This window comes from Clostridium sp. (assembly GCF_016650035.1).
Taxonomy (GTDB): domain Bacteria; phylum Bacillota; class Clostridia; order Clostridiales; family Clostridiaceae; genus Clostridium_AD.
Genome location: NZ_JAENWM010000082.1, coordinates 1 through 18,415, shown reverse-complemented (window position 1 = coordinate 18,415; position 18,415 = coordinate 1). Strand labels below are relative to the sequence as shown.

Here is an 18,415-nt window from a genome sequence, read left to right as displayed (position 1 = left end):
TTGGAACTATTAGTATTTGTTCTTTGTGCCCCCATAACTTGTTTAAAATGCTATAGAGCACATATCCCCCACCAAAAACCAAGAATATAGAAATAATAAAATCCAAAATTAATACTATAATTCCTAAGTACATACTTTCAATGATAACATGTACAATACCCATATACGCTCCCTTAATATATTTATTAATCCTAGTTAAAATTAATATTAAAGATATTCATGGTAGCTAACTGTATATTTAACCCATGAAAATTTTGTCATTTAATATTTATCCATTTATATTTAATTTTAACTATAAAATATTTAGTTATATTCTCATCACTATAGTTCATTCTAATGATTTCTAATGATTTCTAATGATTTCTAATGCTTTCTAATGCTTTTAGATATCCATTTAATCCCACGAAACATTTGCTTTATGCTACCAATAATTATATCCATAACTATTAAATTTATTACATCAAAATATAGCGCTGATTTATACTTAATAAAAATTTTCATACAAAAATTATTCAAGTGTTTTTGGCAAGATAAAAACAAAAAACATGTACCACGGAATGCTATTACATAAAACTGTTAAATAATTTATAAAAAAGTAACACTAACAATTATCAACGGGTTCGCTTTTGAGGTGCTTTTAGTAAAATAACATGAAAAATAACGTGCTAATTAACATCAATTTTTATTCTTCCATAAGTTTATGGAGTTTATATTATGTCTGCTATTTTGTATACTAATAATAGTGTGTATAATAAATGAAAATTTAAGTTAAGTGATATAATTTATTTTAAATAAACCATTCTAATTTTATCCTATTAGTTATATTTTACTAATATATAGAAATCATGTTATAATATTCTTCTAAGCTGTATATATTTTAAAGATATGATTTATACAACTTTTTATTTTATTGTGTTTATAAACGTATTTATAAATAGTTTGAGGGAGTTGTAGTCATGGATTTTATTATTGAATTTATATTTGGATTGTTTCAAAGTAAAGACGCTAAACACACTGAATATAACGATTTCATTAATATCATTATATTTTTATTGATATCTTTTAGTATCTTCGTTGCCTTTCTTTGGGTATGTAGCAAATTAGGCTTGTTCGGATAATTCGTAAAATTTGATTAAGCGAAATTGAAAATTTTTATTTTAGCTTATTAAGCTATAAAACAAAAATAAGCAGAAGGCTGTTAAACCTTCTGCTTATTCTATTGTTAAATACGTGCTATTTGATGTGATAATTACTACATATGCACCTCAAAAGAGAACCAGTTGAACAATTATGTCAGTGCTTATATAATAACTAAAAATCAATACAAAATCAGCTTAAGCCTTTTATTTCCAATGGCTATTGATTTTAATAAATTGCGGTGTTTAGCTGACATGACACCAATGACAAATACTGTAGCCGATTGAAAGGAAGATTGGTTTATCTTGTGCTTTTGCTATGACAAATGTTTCTTCTCCCCATGGGTTCCAATTTACTGGGTTATATGCATGTTGGAGAAGGTATGGAGATTTTTCATTAATTAACTTATTAGGTTTTCGGTTTTGTTTTATAGTATCTGGTTTAGTCATAGTTACAACAACTCCTATCAAATATGTATTAATGATATTATGCCCAATGTAGCTGGTTTAAGTCCCAGGAAATAAAGTAGCAACATAACCTTATTGTTTCTTAAAATATGCCATAAATTTATATATGGTTAGTTGCATTATATAAGAATATTAGAAGAGAAATACATAACAATATATTATAAAAACAAAGTTAAAAAATAAGTAACTATTCCAATCCATATAAAAATTATGATGCCTCCTACAACCCAATTTTTAGGTTTACCTTCTTTAAAAATATTTTCTGACTGCTCTCTACATTCATTCATAATATCTTTTGGTATTAAACTAATTGCAAATACTACACCAATGGGCACTAAAATTAAATCATCAAGATAGCCTAATACGGGTATAAAATCAGGAATTAAATCAATAGGGCTTAAAGCATATCCGACTACTAATAATACTACAACCTTAGCATACCATGGTACATCACATCTTTTACAGGCTAAAGATAACGCTCCAATTTCTTTCTTTAAATTTTTAACCTTTATCTTAAAATCCTTAATGATATTTTTTAATATTTCAATAAAATTGTTAATTATAATGCCCCCTTTCGAATGTGCAATTAAGTTAACTTTTCCATCCCCATTTTTTATATTACATCTAGAACATTGTTTTTAATAACGCTAGAATTATATCCCAGCAATCTTGGCATCCATAATAAATATCAGCACCTTTTAGTGACAGCTATCTTAATTAAAATTTAATTTTAAATTAAATACAATAAATATTCTTCTATAATTAGCGAATTAAAAAAGCTGATCAAAATGATTTCACATCACCTTCACCAGCTATCTAAATTTGTTTAATCTATTTCAGATACAATCTACATGCCTTATATTGTTATCAAACCATTACTTAAAAGTTCACTCTCTAAGCTGCCATTTCGGAATAATTGATAACTAATATTTCTGCTTTATTCTTTTTTGCTTCTTCAATCATTTTTTCAAGCTTTAACGCTATATCATTTTCTATATAATACTCACCACATTGTTTACAAACATTAGCTGGTACACCTTTAATTATAATTATATGCCCGTCAAAGTCTACAATATGGTTAACATTGCCTTTAGCTAAATTAGATTTACATAAAATACAATTCATCCTTACTGCCTCCTCGTTTTTAAATCTTCATACCATTGGTCTCTATCAGGATAATAGGTTGTTATCATCCATACATACTCTTGCCCTACTGAACATACCACATGAACTCCACTATGAACATCAGTAAATCCTAAAATTAAACAACTTGGAAAAGGATAATCACTTTCATAGTATTCTATTATTTCACCGTTATTTATACAATCAATTACTTCTTTAATTTTAATTTCTCTTTGTTGCATCCTTATAAGAATATGTCCACGCCACTGGATTTTATCATTTCTAATTAATTCTTGTATCTTTTCTATACTAAAATTCATATTTCCTTTCTCCTTTATATGTATATTTATAGTATACCACATCATCAAAAAAAATCTCACAATATGCCGAGATTATTCTTGCTGCTTATATTTATATTTAAAGATTGAAGAAATTAATGAGTAGTACCATTTGTGAACTTGTCACCAATGACAAGTACTGTAGCCGATTGAAAGAAAGATTGGTTTATCCTCAGCCTTTGCAAAGGCTTCTTCACCCCATGGATTCCAATTTACTGGGTTATATGCATGTTGGAGAAGGTATGGAGACTTTTCACTAATTAATCTGTTAGGTTTTCTGTTTTCCTTAATAGTATCTGGTTTAGTCATAGCTACAACAACTCCTATCAGATATGTATTAGCTATATTATGCCCAAGGTAGCTGCTTTAAGTCCCAGGAAATAAAGTAGCAACATAACCTTATTGTTTCTTAAAATATGCCATAAATTTATATAAAGGTTGTTGCGTTATAAAAGAATATTGTGCCCTAAATTTTTATTATGGTTTTTAAAAATTTTTTTTGATCCTAAAATTCATTAAGTAAGACTTCTAATTCTTCTTTACCATATAATGACCCATCACTAATAAACTTTTCAATATCAATAGTACCATCTTCTATAAATTCTATTTCCCATCTTTGTCCTGGGACTAATAAATACCTCAATATCTAAACTTGCTTTAGTTAATCCAGCTTCTTTTGCAGCTCTATTCCTTATTTAAAAACTACAAAAAAACAACACAGCTCAAAAAAACAGCACCAAAAATTAATTTAGTGCTTTCTTTATATAAAAACTTAAAACTCCATACACTAATCAGTTTAAACCATTAATTTATAATGGTTCTTTCTTAATATGTGTCCTAAATGTAAGACTGAACTCAATATACATGTCTACTAGCACAATCTTTTTTTGCATTATGTTTTTTTTAATCTATATAACACTCCCTTACTTGATTGCTTAATATTATTATCTCGGTTGTTCCTCCAAGATTTTTATTTATCAAATCTGCCAACTGTTTTAATGATTGTTCAAACTCCCGATATCTGGTCTCATCAAGCAATTCAACACACATAAATGCATCTTTTGTACTTTCAGTAAGCATAGTTCTTACTGACTCACGCCAATTTAAGCATCTACATATTGCTCCATCATCATCCTTGTATATTAATTCACCCTCATAAGGGGAACTGCTTTCATCGCTTCCAAGTGTAATGAATTCTTCATTCCCATCAGCTTTAGTAAGTCTTATATTTCCAACGAATTTATCTATGTCTTCTCCTCCACATGGCAATGCAAAATTTAGAGATATAGAATTATAAATATCTACCAATGGGTTTATATTCCCTATGCGATTGCCATTATCTACTCTTTTTAACAGAGCTTCAATAGAAGATCTCACACCTTTTTTTGTTTTAAATTTTTTAAATGCTTCTCTCCAAATTTGAATTACCGGATTTTTACTAAATTGCTCCTCTGTTAAATAAGTCAGAGCTGCAATTTCAGCTTGTGACACCAGTTCTTTAAACTTATCCTCATCTCTTATTGCATTATCTATTCCCGTGCAAACAACTACACCTATTCTTGCTTGTGGAAACAAACCCCAAAAATCATCTTCAACTATAAACTTTTTCATAACTATTCCTCCATATATCATATATAAATTCTAAACCCTATTTATATTATACATCTTTGTTTCCTCCTTGTGATTTTCTTTAATCTAATACTAATTGTTATTGAAATGAATTTACACGCTCTGCCATCTTTATCTACTACTTTGAACATCATTATCGAGGATATAATCTGTTCCTTATCTGATGTATTAACTATTGTACAGTCTACTGATAAACATTTTTCCTGTTATAATAATACAAATTATGTATCTTTACTCTAAAATATAATACCATAATATAAATTATGTCATTTTGATGAAAAATATGGTAATATGTAATGAAAAGCATATCAATACTGTTCTTCTTATTTAAAGATAAAATCTATATGAGTATGTGTTAAAAAATGGGGGTAATATATTGGAAAATACTTTTAGTAATAAAATAATAAAACCATATTTTTATTCGTGTGATGGCATTATAACAGATGTGAATTGGGGATTTATAGATTTTACAGGTTTTACAATGGCTGAATTGATAGGTAAATCACTTACAGAACTGTCCGCCATGCTAAAAATTAATCCCCAAAGACTTCTTGATAATATTAGCAATAATTATTCGGTATATATTTTTACAAAATCCTTTTGCGCCCGTAAAGTGACTATATCACTTTTTAATGACACGGTGGCAAATGGACAAGTGTACACTTTTGTTGAGAAACCAAATTCTAGACTTGATGACAAGTTCACCTTTATGGAGCAATTATTTATGGATACTACAACAGGCTATGCCGTGTACAGTGTTCCTGATTTAATATTGCTCAGATCCAATGAAAAGTATCGTAATTTACTAGACTCTCCTCATAATGATGAAGTAAATATTATAGGTCTCCCTATTAATGAAATTATAGAAGGATTTGTGGGTAGCGAGACCGAAGCTATTTGGGACTCAATTCTTGAAACGAAAAAGAACAGTTATATAAAAAATATTAGTTTCAAAGGAGAAATAACTTGTTGGGCCTTTACCCAAACAGCTATACTTCAAAATGGAAAGATTGAATACATATTTGAAACTGCTTGTGAGGTTACTGAAAGTGTTCCTAAAAATCATAGTTTACTTCGAAAAAATGAGATAATTGAAAAGCAAAAAGAACAATTGGAACAAAAAAACACACAACTTATGTGCATAATTGAAAATTTATCTGAGGGAGTAGTTCTTGCTGATAATACGGGTAAATTTATTATGGCAAACTCAGAAGCAAAGAGGTTAGTTTGTCAATCTGACAATGTAACTTTTTTAGGTGATAGTTTTAAATCATCTAAATTATTCGATATGAAAGGCAATGAGATACCTTTTGAAAACCTTCCTGGATTTAAGGCGTTAAGAGGAGAGGAAGTTAGAAATTTAAAAGCACATATAAAACATCCTACTAAAGAGTATTTTTTGGAGATAAGCTCAATTCCGATTTATAATACGCTTGGAGATATAACTATGGTAATATCGTGCTTTCACGATATTACCGACACAATTGAAAAGTCCAGAAAAATTGAAGAGCAGAAAAATCAATTAGAGGCTATCATTGAAAATATATCTGATGGCATTTCTATTTTCGATAATAAAGGCAAATATATATCATTTAACAAATCAGAGAGGAAAATGTTTTTCCCATATTATGAATACAAAGCCCAAACAAATGAAAGATATTATGTATATATAGATAAGACAAGTGATAGTTATAATGAGGCTAATCTTTATGATATTAATGGTGATGAGATAACTCTTCAAAACACTCCAATTTCTAGAGTTATGCGAGGGGAAAAATTTAAAAACATGAGGATGGACTTAAGATTTCCACATAAAACATTGCAAATAAATGTCAGTGGAACACCTATTTATGATGGTGAAGGAAAATTTACTATAGGTGTGCTTTGCACTCAAAACATGACGGACTATTTAAAACGTGAAGAAGCTATAAGAAGCCAATATAAATTCTTGAACAGAATGGTAAATACTTTTGATTTGCCTGTTGTTAGAATATCATGCCCAGATTTAACTGTTGTGGATATTAATAAAAAGGCCTTTAGTATCATTAAGCAGTTAAATTCTGATATTTTATCAATCAGTCAATTAACCCAAATGAAGCTTGTAGATTTATTGGAAACATATAAACCATTAGAAACAAGTAAATGTTACCTATGTATTAATGAAGTTATAAGAGAGAAAGAAACAAAATATTTGAATAAAAAGGAAATTTTATTAAATGGAAAGCAGCTATATTGGAATATTATTTTTGAACCCATATTCAAAATAGATGGAGAAATCCAAGAAATATTAATCATAGTAATTGATGTTACTGCTGAAATAAAGTCTAATATAGTCATGGAAAAGACATTAAAATTACAAGGAGAATTTCTCGTTAACATATCCCATGAACTTAAAACGCCACTAAATGTTATATTTGCCACAGCTCAGTTATTTGATTTGTTTTGCAATAGTGGTTCACTGGACGATAAAAGGAATTCAATTATTAAATATATAGATTCGATTAAGCAAAATTCCTATAGACTATCTAAGCTTATTAATAACATAGTTGATTTATCTAAAATTGAAGCAGGGTTCTACAAATTGAACTTATCAAATAATAATATAGTGGCCATTGTAGAAGATATAGTGATGTCTGTAACTAATTTCACTGACATCAAAGGCTTAAATATCATTTTTGATACAGATATAGAAGAAAATATTATTGCTTGTGACCCAGAAGCGATTGATAGAATAGTTTTAAATCTTATATCAAATGCAATAAAATTTTCAGAAGTCGGCGATGAAATATTTGTGTCTATTAAAGATAAAAATAAATTTGTTGAGATATCAGTCAAAGATAATGGTATTGGCATTGAAGAGAAGAACTTAGATATGATTTTCGATAGATTTAATCAGGTAGATAAATCTCTATCAAAAAATTCAGAAGGTACTGGTATTGGCTTAAGTTTAGTTAAATCAATAGTAGAATTACATGGTGGTAGTCTATTTGTTGAAAGCGTATTTGGAAAATGTAGTGAATTTACTGTTAGACTCCCTTCAAAAAAGGTACTTCAAGAGAGTAAGCTATACATTAACAAATTACCCATTAAAAATGAAAGTATACGAGTAGAGTTATCGGATATTTATTAGTGATTTTATACAAAAAAAAGCCATTGATATCAATGGCTTTTTTTTTATGACTAAAAATACATTCTACTTAATTATACTTCCTATAATATTAAAATTCCTTAAATGTTTTATATTGTCCATAACTTTATCCGAAACTGCAGCAATAATAACTGTACTTGGACCTGCACTTTTCATAATATCCACATTAATATTTTCCTCGATTTTCAGCTTCATACCATTATTTTTTGCAAGTTGACAGGCTTCATTAAGTATACCCTTAGATCCTACAGGGATTATTTCATAAACATCCTTCGTATTTAGAAGAATTTCAATATCGCTGTAATGCACAATATCTTCATCATTATTTACTTTGACTTCTTCCCCCACCTTAGGCAGTCCTATTGAAACCACTATAGAATTATCTTTTACACTATTCACTTTTAAAACTTTAGTTTCTGCTATTCCTATAACAGTTATGCCTAGAGCAGTAGAAACTGTAGGAAAATTTTCTTCTGTGCTTCCAGTAAGAACAACTCTACTTATACCTGCGGCGTTAAGTTCTTCTTCTATACCTCTAATTATTTTTTCACCTGTGGATTTCATTTCGTTACAAATAGCATCTACTACAGTAACAATTTCTGCCCCAGTGCATAATACTTCTAGTAGGGCAGCCCTAGCAGTATATTTACCTGTGTAAAAAGGGTTCACTTTTAATGAATCCCCCTCTTTCATTCCAACACTTCCACAACTATCACAGGCTACTACCATTGTTTTGTTTTTATCAATTTTTATAAGAGTTAAATCTCTTACTTTGCTTACTTCCATGATTTATACCGCTTGGGTAAAATCTTATGTATTACTTGTGCCATAATAATATTTAATGCAGCTACGCCTGAAAGTACGGGCACCATCCCTATAAGAACAGCTTTGCCTAAAACAGGTATTAATAGTGGTGATAGTATTAATATTAACAGTGGTCCATTTATCATAACTGCGGAAGTTAGTGAAAGTATGATTGCTACAAAATAGTTTTTCGATAAAAAATATTTAAATACATATCCAAACACCAGCATAGTTACCCCCATACCCACCATAGTAATCAAATGAACAGGTAGTGATAGTGGGAACCCACTAGTAAGAGCAGTTAGAAAATGTCCTAGGGCACCTATTAACGCTCCGTAAAAAGGTCCTAGTATTATGGCTCCTAAAAACCCAGGCATGGAATCAAAGGCTATTGAACCCATTATTTTTATATTGGCCCCTACAAAACTAAGTGCTATAAAAAGTGCAGCTAAAACAAGCTTTTTCGTTTTCACCTATTTACCCCCTCCAGTATGTCTTCCTAATATATTCAACAAGTTCATCTTCATTATTAAATGAATTTTCATAGGTTACCACACTTCTATCTATTACAAAAGCAGTTATCCCTAAATCAATTGCAGCTTTTAACTTTTCTTCTGTACCACCCTGCACCCCACTATCCTTTAAAATAATTGCCTCAGCTTCATACTCTTTAATAAAGCTACAATTTAAATCATAGCTAGTGGGGCCTTTAATTGCTATGATGTCCTCAACTGCAAGGCCTAAGGAAAAGTATTCCTGCATAACTTCTATGGATGGAAGTACCCGATGAACTATTCTGTTTTCCATTCCAAGATCCATGAGTTTCTTTATATTTCTACTTCCTGTAGTATTTAATATAGTTCCTTTAATATTTTTTGCCATTTCTAATAGCTGTTCATATCCGCAAATCCTAATTATTTCCTTATGATTCTTGAATTTATCAATAACAGAAGGTCTCTCATATCTAATATAATCAATGTTATGCTCTGTGCATAAATTCATTAGTGTCTTTGTAATTTCCGTTGCATATGGGTGTGAACCATCTACTACTACTGTTATATTGTTTTCTTTAAAAGCCTTAGCTAAGGCTACTTTATCTAGTGGAGCCGTATTTAAAACCTTATATTTATAATCTCTTAAAAGTTCTCCTCCATATGAGGTGGCTGTTGAAATAAAAATATCTTCTGTAAAAGTATTTAGTAGAGATAGTATTTTTTTTCCCTCTGAGGTTCCTAAAAATAATGCTATCATATTACTCCGACGCTTCAGAGGAATATCCTCTAGGAGTTATAAATTTACCATTTTTAATATAACTTTGACTATTTCCTATAATAACTATGGAAAACATATCAACAACACTTTCCTCAAAGGTACCTAGTGTGAATAGTCTAATCTCTTGTCCATCTCTTAGTGCACTTTTAACCACAGCCACTGGAGTTGTTTCTTTTCTATGTACAGCAATCAAATTTGTACATTCTCTTAAATACTTTTGTCTTCCCATGCTCCTTGGATTATATAATGAAATCACAAAATCTCCTTCTGCTGCAAGTGAAACTCTCTTTTTTATTAAATCATAAGGAGTCATTAAATCACTTAAACTAATGTTACAATTATCGTGCATTAGTGGTGCTCCAATTACTGATGCAGCTGCAGAGGACGCTGTAACTCCAGGAATTACCTCAACTTCTACATTATCTAATGCATTTAGCTGAAGTATTAATCCAGCCATACCATATATACCTGCATCTCCAGTGCTTATTATAGAAACAACTTTGTTCTCTGCCTCTTTTAATGCATGAGTGCATCTCACTTCTTCCCCCTTCATTCCAGTGGAATAAAGCTCTTTACCCTCTAAAAGTGGTTTTATAAAATCAATATATTTATTGTAACCTACTACAACTTGGCTTTCTTCTATAGCCTTAATTGCCTTTAATGTCATATGCTCGAGTCCACCTGGACCTATACCTATTACGTATAACTTTCCCATGTTATCCCTCCACCTATATTGTTATCTGTTCTCTATTTCTCCAATGCAAATGGTCATGCCCTCGCAAGCTATCTTACCAGTTAATAATGAACCTTTACTTAGTTCAACACAAGGCTCACAAACTGCCCTAACTCCAATAGTTTTTTCTACGAAATCACTTCCGATATATTTGTGTTGAATTTTTTTAATTTCTTCTAGACTCCATATACTGAGTTCACTTTTAAAGAATTCATTAAGTTCTAAAATAGCAACTTCATTTCTTTTAACCTCTACAGTAGTAACAATCACAATGGACCTAATGTCCACATTATGCTGCTCTAATATGCTTAAAACACACTCTCTCATTTTAACTACCGAGAAATTTTTTTTACATCCTATTCCAAGCACTATGTTTCTTCTTATTAACTTTAGGCTTTCGCATTTATTGAGTCCTTCTGTAACTTTTGAATCCTTTTTATTAGTAACATATACAAGACCTTCTGCCCCTTCAGTACTTGCTTCATACCCCTTTGGAAGAGGAATCTCCTTAGCTTCATCTAAAAAGGCTACTTTTCTTCCTGCTACAAGCTTTGAAGAAATACTCTTAGCCTTTTTCAAATCATCTATCACTAAATGGTTGTCTCTTGCAATGATATCTGGTGCTATAAGTCCCAGGTTATCCGTAGCCGTAGTAATTACAGGCAGAGCCTTTATACACTGCGCCACCTTTAAAGTGAGTTCATTTGCTCCCCCTAAATGCCCGCTAACTAAACTAATTACAAAAGAACCAGTTGTATCAATTACTATTACTGCTGGATCTGTAGCCTTGTTTTTTAAATATGGAGCTATAGCCCTAACTGCAATACCAGTAGAACTTATGAAGATTATGGCTCCATAATCCTCCATAAGCTTCTTTGTGATAACACTTAAATTGAAATTAGAAATAGCATTTTTTGAAAAGAGAGTTATATGAAAATCCTCTCTTAACCTTTCACTAATTTCATCTCCTTGATTTGTAACACTGACAACTGCAATATTCATATTAGCCTCACTATTTTCCTTCCCTAAACATATGGGTAAAGCTCTTATCATAAAGTAGGCTCTTATCATATTCACAATCTATAAAGTCTCCAACTAGAATTTGTGCACATTTAGTTATATTTGCAGCCTTTACCTTTTCAGAAATATCGTCCAAAGTTCCTATCATGCATCTTTCATCTTCCCAAGTAGCTCTTTCCACCACAGCCACTGGAACATTTCTTCCATAACCACGTCTAAGATTTTCTACCACCTTATCTATCATTCCTATTGATAAAAATATAGCCATAGAAGCTCCTATTTTAGCCAAACTCTCTAAATTTTCTCTCTCAGGCACTGGTGTTCTGCCTTCTACTCTAGTAAGTATAACTGTCTGAGTTACACCTGGCAAAGTGAATTCTTTTTTAATTGCTGAAGCTGCTGCAGAAAAAGAACTTACTCCTGGAATAACTTTGAATTCTACATTTAGCTTATCTAGTTCCTCCATTTGTTCCATTATTGCTCCATAAATAGCTGGGTCTCCAGTATGAAGACGAACTACCATCTTACCCGTATCTTCAGCCTTTTTCATAACTAGTAATACATCCTCAAGTGTCATTGATGCTGAGTTATGTATTTCTACGCCTTCCTTGCAAAATTTTATATGTTCATTACTAACTAATGATCCTGCATATATAACAACATCACATCTAGTTAAAATATCTCTTCCTTTAACTGTTATTAAATCCACATCTCCAGGACCTGCTCCAATAAAATAAACCATAATTATTCCTCCATCCCTATTGTCTTCAATTATTTTCTGTTTGCTATAATTAGTGACATATACTCTTTATTCTTTAGTATATCCTCTTTATTTCTTATAACCTCTTGGCCTTCTCTCCCAGCCTTTTTCACATAGACATAATCAAACCCTTTTTCTTCAAGTACATTTATAACTTCTTCTTCCACTTTATAAACCTTCATAATAACTAAGAATTTTTCAGTTCCTATATTATGAATATTGCTAGCTGGCATAATAAGGAGTGGCTCATCACCAATAACAAGAGGCTGCTTTGCAAGGCTAGCACAGGTGCAGAACGATGTTATCCCTGGAATAGTTTCAGTATCAAATCCTTGCTCCTCTATATACTTTAAAAGGTAAATATATGTGCTATAAACAAACGGATCCCCTATTGTTAGGAACGCTACATTCTTACCCTCTTTAAGTTTTTCTTCTATCGCCTTAAATGCTTCATATATTTTTTGTTCCTGTTCTTCTCCTCCCATAGGGAAGTGTTTAATCATTATTTCAGAACCCTTTCTAATATAATCCTCTGCTGTTTTATGTGCTATACTTTTTCCACCACTCATAGCACTCGGTGCAACAATTACATCACACATCTCTATAATTCTAACTGCCTTTAGTGTTAACAGTTCCTTGTCTCCTGGTCCAACTCCTACGCCATATAATTTACCCATTTGTTTCCTCCTAACTATTTTTCAGCAGTTACTATAAATATTGGATTGTTTGCAAAAAGCATAAAGCTTTCTCCCTTTGTTTTGCTTATTGAAGCTTGAGTGCAACTTACAACAAATCCAATTTCTTTTAGCACCCTCATAGCAGTGTATAAATTATCTATAGTTATAAAATTTAAAACCATTGTACCCTTTGTTTTTAGCTTTAAACTATATTCTCTAATTATCTTTTCAAGATTTCCGCCACTTCCTCCAATAAATATTGAATCAAAGCATCCGTTAATTTCATTTATAACCTCTAAGGCCTCACCCTCAATAACGGTTAAGTTGCAAGCTTTAAACTTTTCTTTGTTTTTATAGAATACCTCTAATGCATCGACGTCTTTTTCTATTCCTACAACTGAGCCTTTGCTACACTGCCTACTCATTTCTATTGTGACAGATCCGGTACCCGCTCCAATATCTAACGCTTGGCTATATTCTTTTAAATGGAGTTTTGCAATACTTAAAATTCTTACTTCCTCCTTAGTCATTGGGCAATTTCCTCTTATAAATTCCTCATCTCTAATATAATCCATTATCATCACCTATAGCCTTTCAATTATAACCACGCATAAATCACTAAAACTTGTATCTATAAATTCCTCCGGTGCTCCAATTGTTATCTTTTCATCAGGGTAAGATAAATTTTCACCAACATATACCACTGTCTTAAGATTACACCCCATTAATTTGTTACAAATAAATCCAGGTGTATTGTTTTTATCAGTAAGCCAAATTGAAATACTATTTTCTTTAACCCGCTGAATAAAATCTTCCTCTCTTCCATGAAGACTTGAAAGATAACTACCTTGCCAAGATTTATTTAATTTAGACACAAAATATTGAAAGGAGCTGATACCTGGTATTACTTCAATATTTCCACTATAACTCCTATTTACAAAATCTGTTATACCATAAAAACAGGGGTCTCCCGAAGCTACAATGCTTATATTTTTGTCCATATTTTCTCTAGCATAACATATCACTTCCGTAAGACTCTTAACTATTTTCTTTTTATCATAATCGAAATCTATACTGTCAAGAGCTCTTTCAAAGCCTAAAATAACATCTGAATTCTTCAGTACCTGAACTGCTTTAGGTAAAATATAATCACTACTTCCTGGTCCAAGGCCAACTATAAAAAGCATGCCATCCCCCCTCTCTTAAGTTGCGTATAGCACTCTAGGTGTGGTTGTTCCTACGAACATTGTTACTTCAGCTTTTATTTGTCCATAGGTGTATTGTTCCATTCTATTTTTACTCTTTTTTGCTATTTCCTCATATATTTCATTGTATCTATTGCCTAAAAGCTTAACTGCACCTTCAGTGGTTTTTTCTGCATAGACTGCTTGCACAAGTTCTCTAGGAGCACCTGCAAGTGCAAGTTCTAAGGCAATAACTTCTAGTCTAACATCACAAGTCCTACTATGAGTATTAAAGCATCCAGCTGATATTTTGCTAAGTTTTCCTATATGACCAATTAATAAAACGCTATTAACCTCTTTCTCCATACAGCTATTTAGAGCAACGCCAATAAAGTTAGATATTATAACAATTCTATTTTTATCATGCCCTAGCTTTATAGCCATTTCTTCACCTATACTACCAAATACCAGGATTAAATCCTTATGCCCCCCGGCAACCTTTTGACAGATTTCAAGATGCACCGAATCTGTAATTGACTCTATAGACATAGGAGTTACTATTCCTGTAGTTCCTAGTATAGATATACCTCCAATAATATTTAGCCGTGGATTAAAGGTTCTTTTAGCAACTTCTTCACCTCTAGGTACAGAGATGGTTATTTCTACTCCAACTTTCTCTGGAAGTACACTTTTAACTTCTTTTTCTATCATGAGTCTAGGTACAGGGTTTATAGCAGGTTCTCCTTTTTTTACATATAAACCTTCCCCCATTACAACCCCTACTCCACTTCCACCTTTTAATTTATATCCACTTTGTTTTTTATCTGCTCTGCCCCATATTTCTAAACCATGGGTAGCGTCTACATCATCTCCACCGTCTTTTATAATGCAACACTCAACATAATCTTCAGAAGTAATGATTTTTTCTATAGTTAGCAAAAGTTCTATGCCTTTTGGTGTATCTATTTTAACTTCTTTAATTTCTACATTGTTATATAACATATAAGTAGCAGCCTTTGCAGCAGCAGCTGCACAGGAGCCTGTAGTATATCCACATCTTAATTTTTTACCATTACTGTTAACAAATAGATCTAACATAACACAATACCTCGCTTTAAACAAAATCCTCTATTTTCTACCTCTTAATTAACATATAAAGTAATGCATTTACTATGGAAGCTGCAACTGAGCTACCACCCTTACGGCCTCTTATCGTTATCATAGGTGTTTCTAATTTTTCTATTTCTACTTTCGACTCTGCTGCACCTACAAAACCAATAGGAGCTGCAACAATAAATTTTACTTTTGATTTACCCTCTATTATAAGCTCATTAAGCTTAAATAACGCAGTTGGAGCATTTCCAAAAACAAAAAATTCAATGCCTTCCTCTACTGCTTTTTCAAGGGCCGCCATAGATCTTGTAATTCCCTTTTCCAAAGCAATTTTTGCAACTTCTTCATTACTTACATAACAGACAACCTTACAATTCAATTCTGATAATGCCTTTTTATTTATACCTGCAAGAGCCATATTTGTGTCGGTATAAATTGTAGTTCCCTTTTTAAGAATTTTAAGGGCTGCATCTATTGCACCTTCTCTTATATATACTAGGTCTTGGTATTCAAAGTCTGCAGTTGTATGAATTACCCTTTTGATAATCTTTAATTCATTTTCAGAAAAGTTATGACTCATCATTTCACTACCTATTATTTCAAAACTTTTATTTTCAATATCCATCGGAACTTTGATATAATCTTTCATTTTATCACCCTTATTTTTTAGTTTTTCCAAGCCCTTCATATCTATCTTCAATAACATCTCTAATGTGTTCTAAATATATCTCCTGAAATTTCGGAATTTCTCCCAGGCCATGCAAATATATATTAACTTTAAATCCATTATCTCGCAGAACCATTTTCCAGGAATCCTTTTCATCACTTGCCATATCATTTTTAGCATGATCTCCTGCCACAAGCATTAAAGGCATTAAAGTAATTTCCTTTATTTTATCTTTTTTAAGTTTTCTAATAACATCTTGTAGTGTTGGATAGCCTTCCACTGTTCCTAGATAAACATTTTCATACCCATGGTCATTGAATACACTTTGAAGACATAAGTAGCAAGCATTTGCATAATGTATTGTTCCATGTCCCATAAAAACCACAGCTTTATCTCTAGGTATAATCTGATCTATTGAGTCTACTAAAATTCCATAATCATCAGGTCTTCCCTCTTCTTCGCCTTTATAATATAAGGCCGGTCTACCTAATTCTATCTTATTAAAGGCCTCTTTATTTTTAAATCTATGTACTACCCCTTTAACATAATCGTACTCGACGCCAGGTATCAGATGCAGTGGTTGAACTATAACCTCTGCATATCCTTCCTTCATTAACTTATCTAAAGCCTCTTCTGGTGTATCGCACGTAATTCCATCTCTTTCTTTAAGAACTTTTATTATCATATGAGATGTAAATGCTGTTCTAACATCATAATCACTAAAAGTTTCACTTACTCTTTCCTCAATTCTTTCAATAGTTAATTTCCTAGTATCCGCGTATGTTGTTCCAAAACTTACCACCAATATTGCACTCTTCATTTTTCACCTCTGCTATATTTCTCTTTTAAAATTTCCTAATAACATCCAAGAATTTCTCAATATCATCCTTGCTATGCTTAACACTTAAAAATAGTGATTCGAATTGTGAAGGAGCAATATATATTCCATTACTTATCATATGTTTAAAGAATTTCGCGAAAAGCACAGTATCACACTGTTTTGCATCTTCATAATTATTAACTTGGCTAAGCTTTGTAAAGAATATCGTAACCATTGATCCACATCTATTTACAACTATAGGAAGATTCTTCTCCACTGCGATTTTTTCTACACCGCTTTGAATCATAGCACCTAATTCCTCAAGTTTTTCATAATAACTTGGATTATCATAAAGGTCCTTAAGCGCTGCATATCCTGCTGCCATAACCACTGGGTTTCCGGACATAGTTCCTGCTTGATACACTGGTCCCATTGGAGATAACATTTCCATGATTTCTCTTCTTCCACCATAAGCCCCACAAGGTAATCCTCCGCCCATAATTTTTGCATAAGTTACAAGGTCAGGCTTTATTCCATATAAACTAGCTGCCCCCTTATAAGCAACTCTAAAGCCACTCATCACTTCATCAAAAATTAATAGACTTCCATTTTCCTTGCAAATTTTATTTAAACCTTCTAGAAATGATTTACTAGCAGGTATAACTCCCATGTTTCCAGCTACTGGTTCTATAATCACCGCTGCGATATCATTTCCATGACTCTTAAATACATTTTTAACACTTTCAATATCATTGTACTCGGCTATTAGAGTATTTTTAATGCTATCTTCTGGTACTCCTGCACTTCCTGGTATGCCTTCAGTTAGAACCCCTGAACCTGCACTTACTAGGAATCCATCAAAATGTCCATGATAACATCCAGCAAATTTAATTATTTTATTCCTTCCTGTATATCCCCTTGCAAGCTTAACTGCGCTCATAGTTGCCTCTGTTCCAGAATTAACCATTCTAATCATGTCCAGTCCATCTAGAGTGGTACACATATGCTTTGCAAGCTTTAGTTCAAAATTTGTAGGAGCACCAAAAGCTATGGCCGATTCACAAGTTTCTTTAATTGCTTTTACAATGATTTCATTACAATGTCCCATCATCATAGGACCCCAAGCGCAAACAAAATCTATATATTTATTGCCATCCTCATCAAATATGTAGGCACCCTTACCACTTTTAATTACAGGTGGATTTATATCCACATCCCTAAATGCCCTAACTGGGCTGTTTACTCCACCGGGCATGTATTTTTTCGATTCATTAAATATATCTAAATTACTCATTTATATCCTCCCTAAGCCATTTACTAGCTTCTAGCGCATAATATGTGATAATCATATCCGCTCCTGCCCTTTTAATAGAAAGTAACATCTCTGGTGCTAGAATAGAAATAGTACAATAGAAATTGAGAAAGTTCCTGATAAGTATTACAATAAAGATAATAGATGGAGGGACTTAATCATGAGAAAACAACACGATAAACAATTTAAAGAAGATGCTGTCAAATATTATA

General features: G+C 31.8%; 20 protein-coding genes and 4 pseudogenes. 2 read left to right on the top strand and 22 right to left on the bottom strand.

All coding sequences use genetic code 11. The features are described from left to right. Positions 1-956 precede the first annotated feature (956 nt). A complete protein-coding gene (locus JJD95_RS16090; protein WP_291644035.1) occupies positions 957-1,118 on the top strand; it encodes a hypothetical protein in 162 nt (53 codons plus the stop codon). Positions 1,119-1,388: 270 nt separating this feature from the next. Here the strand turns inward: JJD95_RS16090 and JJD95_RS16085 are convergent. The 8 genes and pseudogenes from JJD95_RS16085 to JJD95_RS16055 all read right to left on the bottom strand — a co-directional run. After that, a pseudogene (locus tag JJD95_RS16085) lies at positions 1,389-1,586 on the bottom strand (DUF255 domain-containing protein); the annotation flags it as partial. A 176-nt stretch (positions 1,587-1,762) separates the two neighbouring features. Then, positions 1,763-1,891, bottom strand: coding sequence for a hypothetical protein (locus JJD95_RS20135; RefSeq protein WP_367114834.1), 129 nt, complete (start codon positions 1,889-1,891; stop codon positions 1,763-1,765). Positions 1,892-1,945: 54 nt separating this feature from the next. Then, positions 1,946-2,089 (bottom strand): annotated as a pseudogene (locus JJD95_RS20130) (YkvA family protein); the annotation flags it as partial. Positions 2,090-2,498: 409 nt separating this feature from the next. Continuing rightward, entirely contained in the window at positions 2,499-2,729 is a 231-nt protein-coding gene (locus JJD95_RS16075; protein WP_291644034.1) for a type II toxin-antitoxin system MqsA family antitoxin, read from the bottom strand. A gap of 2 nt (positions 2,730-2,731) precedes the next feature. Next, complete coding sequence (locus JJD95_RS16070) at positions 2,732-3,046, bottom strand: DUF4258 domain-containing protein (RefSeq protein ID WP_291644033.1); 315 nt, start codon at positions 3,044-3,046, stop codon at positions 2,732-2,734. 144 nt (positions 3,047-3,190) lie between these two features. Beyond that, a pseudogene (locus JJD95_RS16065) lies at positions 3,191-3,373 on the bottom strand (DUF255 domain-containing protein); the annotation flags it as partial. Between the two features lie 196 nt (positions 3,374-3,569). After that, on the bottom strand, positions 3,570-3,707 hold the full coding sequence (locus JJD95_RS16060; protein ID WP_291644032.1) for a hypothetical protein: 138 nt from the start codon (positions 3,705-3,707) through the stop codon (positions 3,570-3,572). A gap of 260 nt (positions 3,708-3,967) precedes the next feature. Then, positions 3,968-4,675 (bottom strand): B3/4 domain-containing protein, encoded by a 708-nt coding sequence (locus JJD95_RS16055; protein ID WP_291644031.1) that lies wholly within the window; start codon positions 4,673-4,675, stop codon positions 3,968-3,970. A gap of 394 nt (positions 4,676-5,069) precedes the next feature. Here JJD95_RS16055 and JJD95_RS16050 point away from each other — a divergent pair, with 394 nt between their 5' ends. Next, the gene (locus JJD95_RS16050) at positions 5,070-7,823 is read left to right on the top strand and encodes a PAS domain-containing sensor histidine kinase (protein ID WP_291644030.1); all 2,754 of its coding nucleotides are present in this window, start codon (positions 5,070-5,072) and stop codon (positions 7,821-7,823) included. 63 nt (positions 7,824-7,886) lie between these two features. Here the strand turns inward: JJD95_RS16050 and JJD95_RS16045 are convergent, their stop codons facing one another. From JJD95_RS16045 to JJD95_RS15980, 14 genes and pseudogenes are all read right to left on the bottom strand, one after another. After that, a complete protein-coding gene (locus tag JJD95_RS16045; protein ID WP_291644029.1) occupies positions 7,887-8,627 on the bottom strand; it encodes an AIR synthase related protein in 741 nt (246 codons plus the stop codon). After that, positions 8,618-9,118 carry an ECF transporter S component gene (locus JJD95_RS16040; RefSeq protein WP_291644028.1) on the bottom strand — a complete coding sequence of 167 codons (501 nt, stop codon included), beginning with the start codon at positions 9,116-9,118 and terminating at the stop codon, positions 8,618-8,620. Before JJD95_RS16040 ends, JJD95_RS16045 begins: the two co-directional genes overlap by 10 nt. 4 nt (positions 9,119-9,122) lie before the next feature. Further along, positions 9,123-9,896 (bottom strand): cobalt-precorrin-6A reductase, encoded by a 774-nt coding sequence (locus JJD95_RS16035; protein ID WP_291644027.1) that lies wholly within the window; start codon positions 9,894-9,896, stop codon positions 9,123-9,125. Between the two features lies 1 nt (position 9,897). Continuing rightward, entirely contained in the window at positions 9,898-10,632 is a 735-nt protein-coding gene (cobJ, locus tag JJD95_RS16030) for a precorrin-3B C(17)-methyltransferase (protein ID WP_291644026.1), read from the bottom strand. Positions 10,633-10,653: 21 nt separating this feature from the next. Then, the gene (gene cbiG / locus JJD95_RS16025) at positions 10,654-11,703 is read right to left on the bottom strand and encodes a cobalt-precorrin 5A hydrolase (RefSeq protein WP_291644025.1); all 1,050 of its coding nucleotides are present in this window, start codon (positions 11,701-11,703) and stop codon (positions 10,654-10,656) included. Continuing rightward, positions 11,663-12,412, bottom strand: a complete 750-nt coding sequence (gene cobM / locus JJD95_RS16020) for a precorrin-4 C(11)-methyltransferase (RefSeq protein WP_291644024.1) — start codon at positions 12,410-12,412, stop codon at positions 11,663-11,665. Before cobM ends, cbiG begins: the two co-directional genes overlap by 41 nt. Positions 12,413-12,441: 29 nt before the next feature. After that, positions 12,442-13,107 (bottom strand): cobalt-factor II C(20)-methyltransferase, encoded by a 666-nt coding sequence (locus tag JJD95_RS16015; protein ID WP_291644023.1) that lies wholly within the window; start codon positions 13,105-13,107, stop codon positions 12,442-12,444. A 14-nt stretch (positions 13,108-13,121) separates the two neighbouring features. Next, positions 13,122-13,682, bottom strand: a complete 561-nt coding sequence (cbiT, locus tag JJD95_RS16010; protein WP_291644022.1) for a precorrin-6Y C5,15-methyltransferase (decarboxylating) subunit CbiT — start codon at positions 13,680-13,682, stop codon at positions 13,122-13,124. Positions 13,683-13,691: 9 nt separating this feature from the next. Next, positions 13,692-14,294 (bottom strand): precorrin-6y C5,15-methyltransferase (decarboxylating) subunit CbiE, encoded by a 603-nt coding sequence (cbiE, locus tag JJD95_RS16005; RefSeq protein ID WP_291644021.1) that lies wholly within the window; start codon positions 14,292-14,294, stop codon positions 13,692-13,694. Between the two features lie 15 nt (positions 14,295-14,309). Then, positions 14,310-15,389, bottom strand: a complete 1,080-nt coding sequence (gene cbiD / locus JJD95_RS16000) for a cobalt-precorrin-5B (C(1))-methyltransferase CbiD (protein ID WP_291644020.1) — start codon at positions 15,387-15,389, stop codon at positions 14,310-14,312. A gap of 37 nt (positions 15,390-15,426) precedes the next feature. Then, positions 15,427-16,053 (bottom strand): precorrin-8X methylmutase, encoded by a 627-nt coding sequence (locus JJD95_RS15995; protein WP_291644019.1) that lies wholly within the window; start codon positions 16,051-16,053, stop codon positions 15,427-15,429. Positions 16,054-16,063: 10 nt separating this feature from the next. Next, positions 16,064-16,891 carry a sirohydrochlorin cobaltochelatase gene (locus JJD95_RS15990; protein WP_291644018.1) on the bottom strand — a complete coding sequence of 276 codons (828 nt, stop codon included), beginning with the start codon at positions 16,889-16,891 and terminating at the stop codon, positions 16,064-16,066. 25 nt (positions 16,892-16,916) lie between these two features. Beyond that, the gene (gene hemL, locus JJD95_RS15985; protein WP_291644017.1) at positions 16,917-18,185 is read right to left on the bottom strand and encodes a glutamate-1-semialdehyde 2,1-aminomutase; all 1,269 of its coding nucleotides are present in this window, start codon (positions 18,183-18,185) and stop codon (positions 16,917-16,919) included. Next, positions 18,178-18,285: pseudogene (locus JJD95_RS15980) on the bottom strand (hypothetical protein); the annotation flags it as partial. The pseudogene JJD95_RS15980 and the gene hemL, both read right to left, overlap by 8 nt. Positions 18,286-18,415: the final 130 nt, after the last annotated feature.

Excerpts from the sequence above, each read along its gene's own strand:
- JJD95_RS16090 (WP_291644035.1), top strand. The coding sequence starts at position 957 with ATGGATTTTATTATTGAATTTATATTTGGATTGTTTCAAAGTAAAGAC.
- JJD95_RS20135 (WP_367114834.1), bottom strand. The coding sequence starts at position 1,891 with ATGAATGAATGTAGAGAGCAGTCAGAAAATATTTTTAAAGAAGGTAAA.
- JJD95_RS16075 (WP_291644034.1), bottom strand. The coding sequence starts at position 2,729 with ATGAATTGTATTTTATGTAAATCTAATTTAGCTAAAGGCAATGTTAAC.
- JJD95_RS16070 (WP_291644033.1), bottom strand. The coding sequence starts at position 3,046 with ATGAATTTTAGTATAGAAAAGATACAAGAATTAATTAGAAATGATAAA.
- JJD95_RS16055 (WP_291644031.1), bottom strand. The coding sequence starts at position 4,675 with ATGAAAAAGTTTATAGTTGAAGATGATTTTTGGGGTTTGTTTCCACAA.
- JJD95_RS16045 (WP_291644029.1), bottom strand. The coding sequence starts at position 8,627 with ATGGAAGTAAGCAAAGTAAGAGATTTAACTCTTATAAAAATTGATAAA.
- JJD95_RS16035 (WP_291644027.1), bottom strand. The coding sequence starts at position 9,896 with ATGATAGCATTATTTTTAGGAACCTCAGAGGGAAAAAAAATACTATCT.
- cobJ (WP_291644026.1), bottom strand. The coding sequence starts at position 10,632 with ATGGGAAAGTTATACGTAATAGGTATAGGTCCAGGTGGACTCGAGCAT.
- cbiG (WP_291644025.1), bottom strand. The coding sequence starts at position 11,703 with ATGATAAGAGCTTTACCCATATGTTTAGGGAAGGAAAATAGTGAGGCT.
- cobM (WP_291644024.1), bottom strand. The coding sequence starts at position 12,412 with ATGGTTTATTTTATTGGAGCAGGTCCTGGAGATGTGGATTTAATAACA.
- JJD95_RS16015 (WP_291644023.1), bottom strand. The coding sequence starts at position 13,107 with ATGGGTAAATTATATGGCGTAGGAGTTGGACCAGGAGACAAGGAACTG.
- cbiT (WP_291644022.1), bottom strand. The coding sequence starts at position 13,682 with ATGGATTATATTAGAGATGAGGAATTTATAAGAGGAAATTGCCCAATG.
- cbiE (WP_291644021.1), bottom strand. The coding sequence starts at position 14,294 with ATGCTTTTTATAGTTGGCCTTGGACCAGGAAGTAGTGATTATATTTTA.
- cbiD (WP_291644020.1), bottom strand. The coding sequence starts at position 15,389 with ATGTTAGATCTATTTGTTAACAGTAATGGTAAAAAATTAAGATGTGGA.
- JJD95_RS15995 (WP_291644019.1), bottom strand. The coding sequence starts at position 16,053 with ATGAAAGATTATATCAAAGTTCCGATGGATATTGAAAATAAAAGTTTT.
- JJD95_RS15990 (WP_291644018.1), bottom strand. The coding sequence starts at position 16,891 with ATGAAGAGTGCAATATTGGTGGTAAGTTTTGGAACAACATACGCGGAT.
- hemL (WP_291644017.1), bottom strand. The coding sequence starts at position 18,185 with ATGAGTAATTTAGATATATTTAATGAATCGAAAAAATACATGCCCGGT.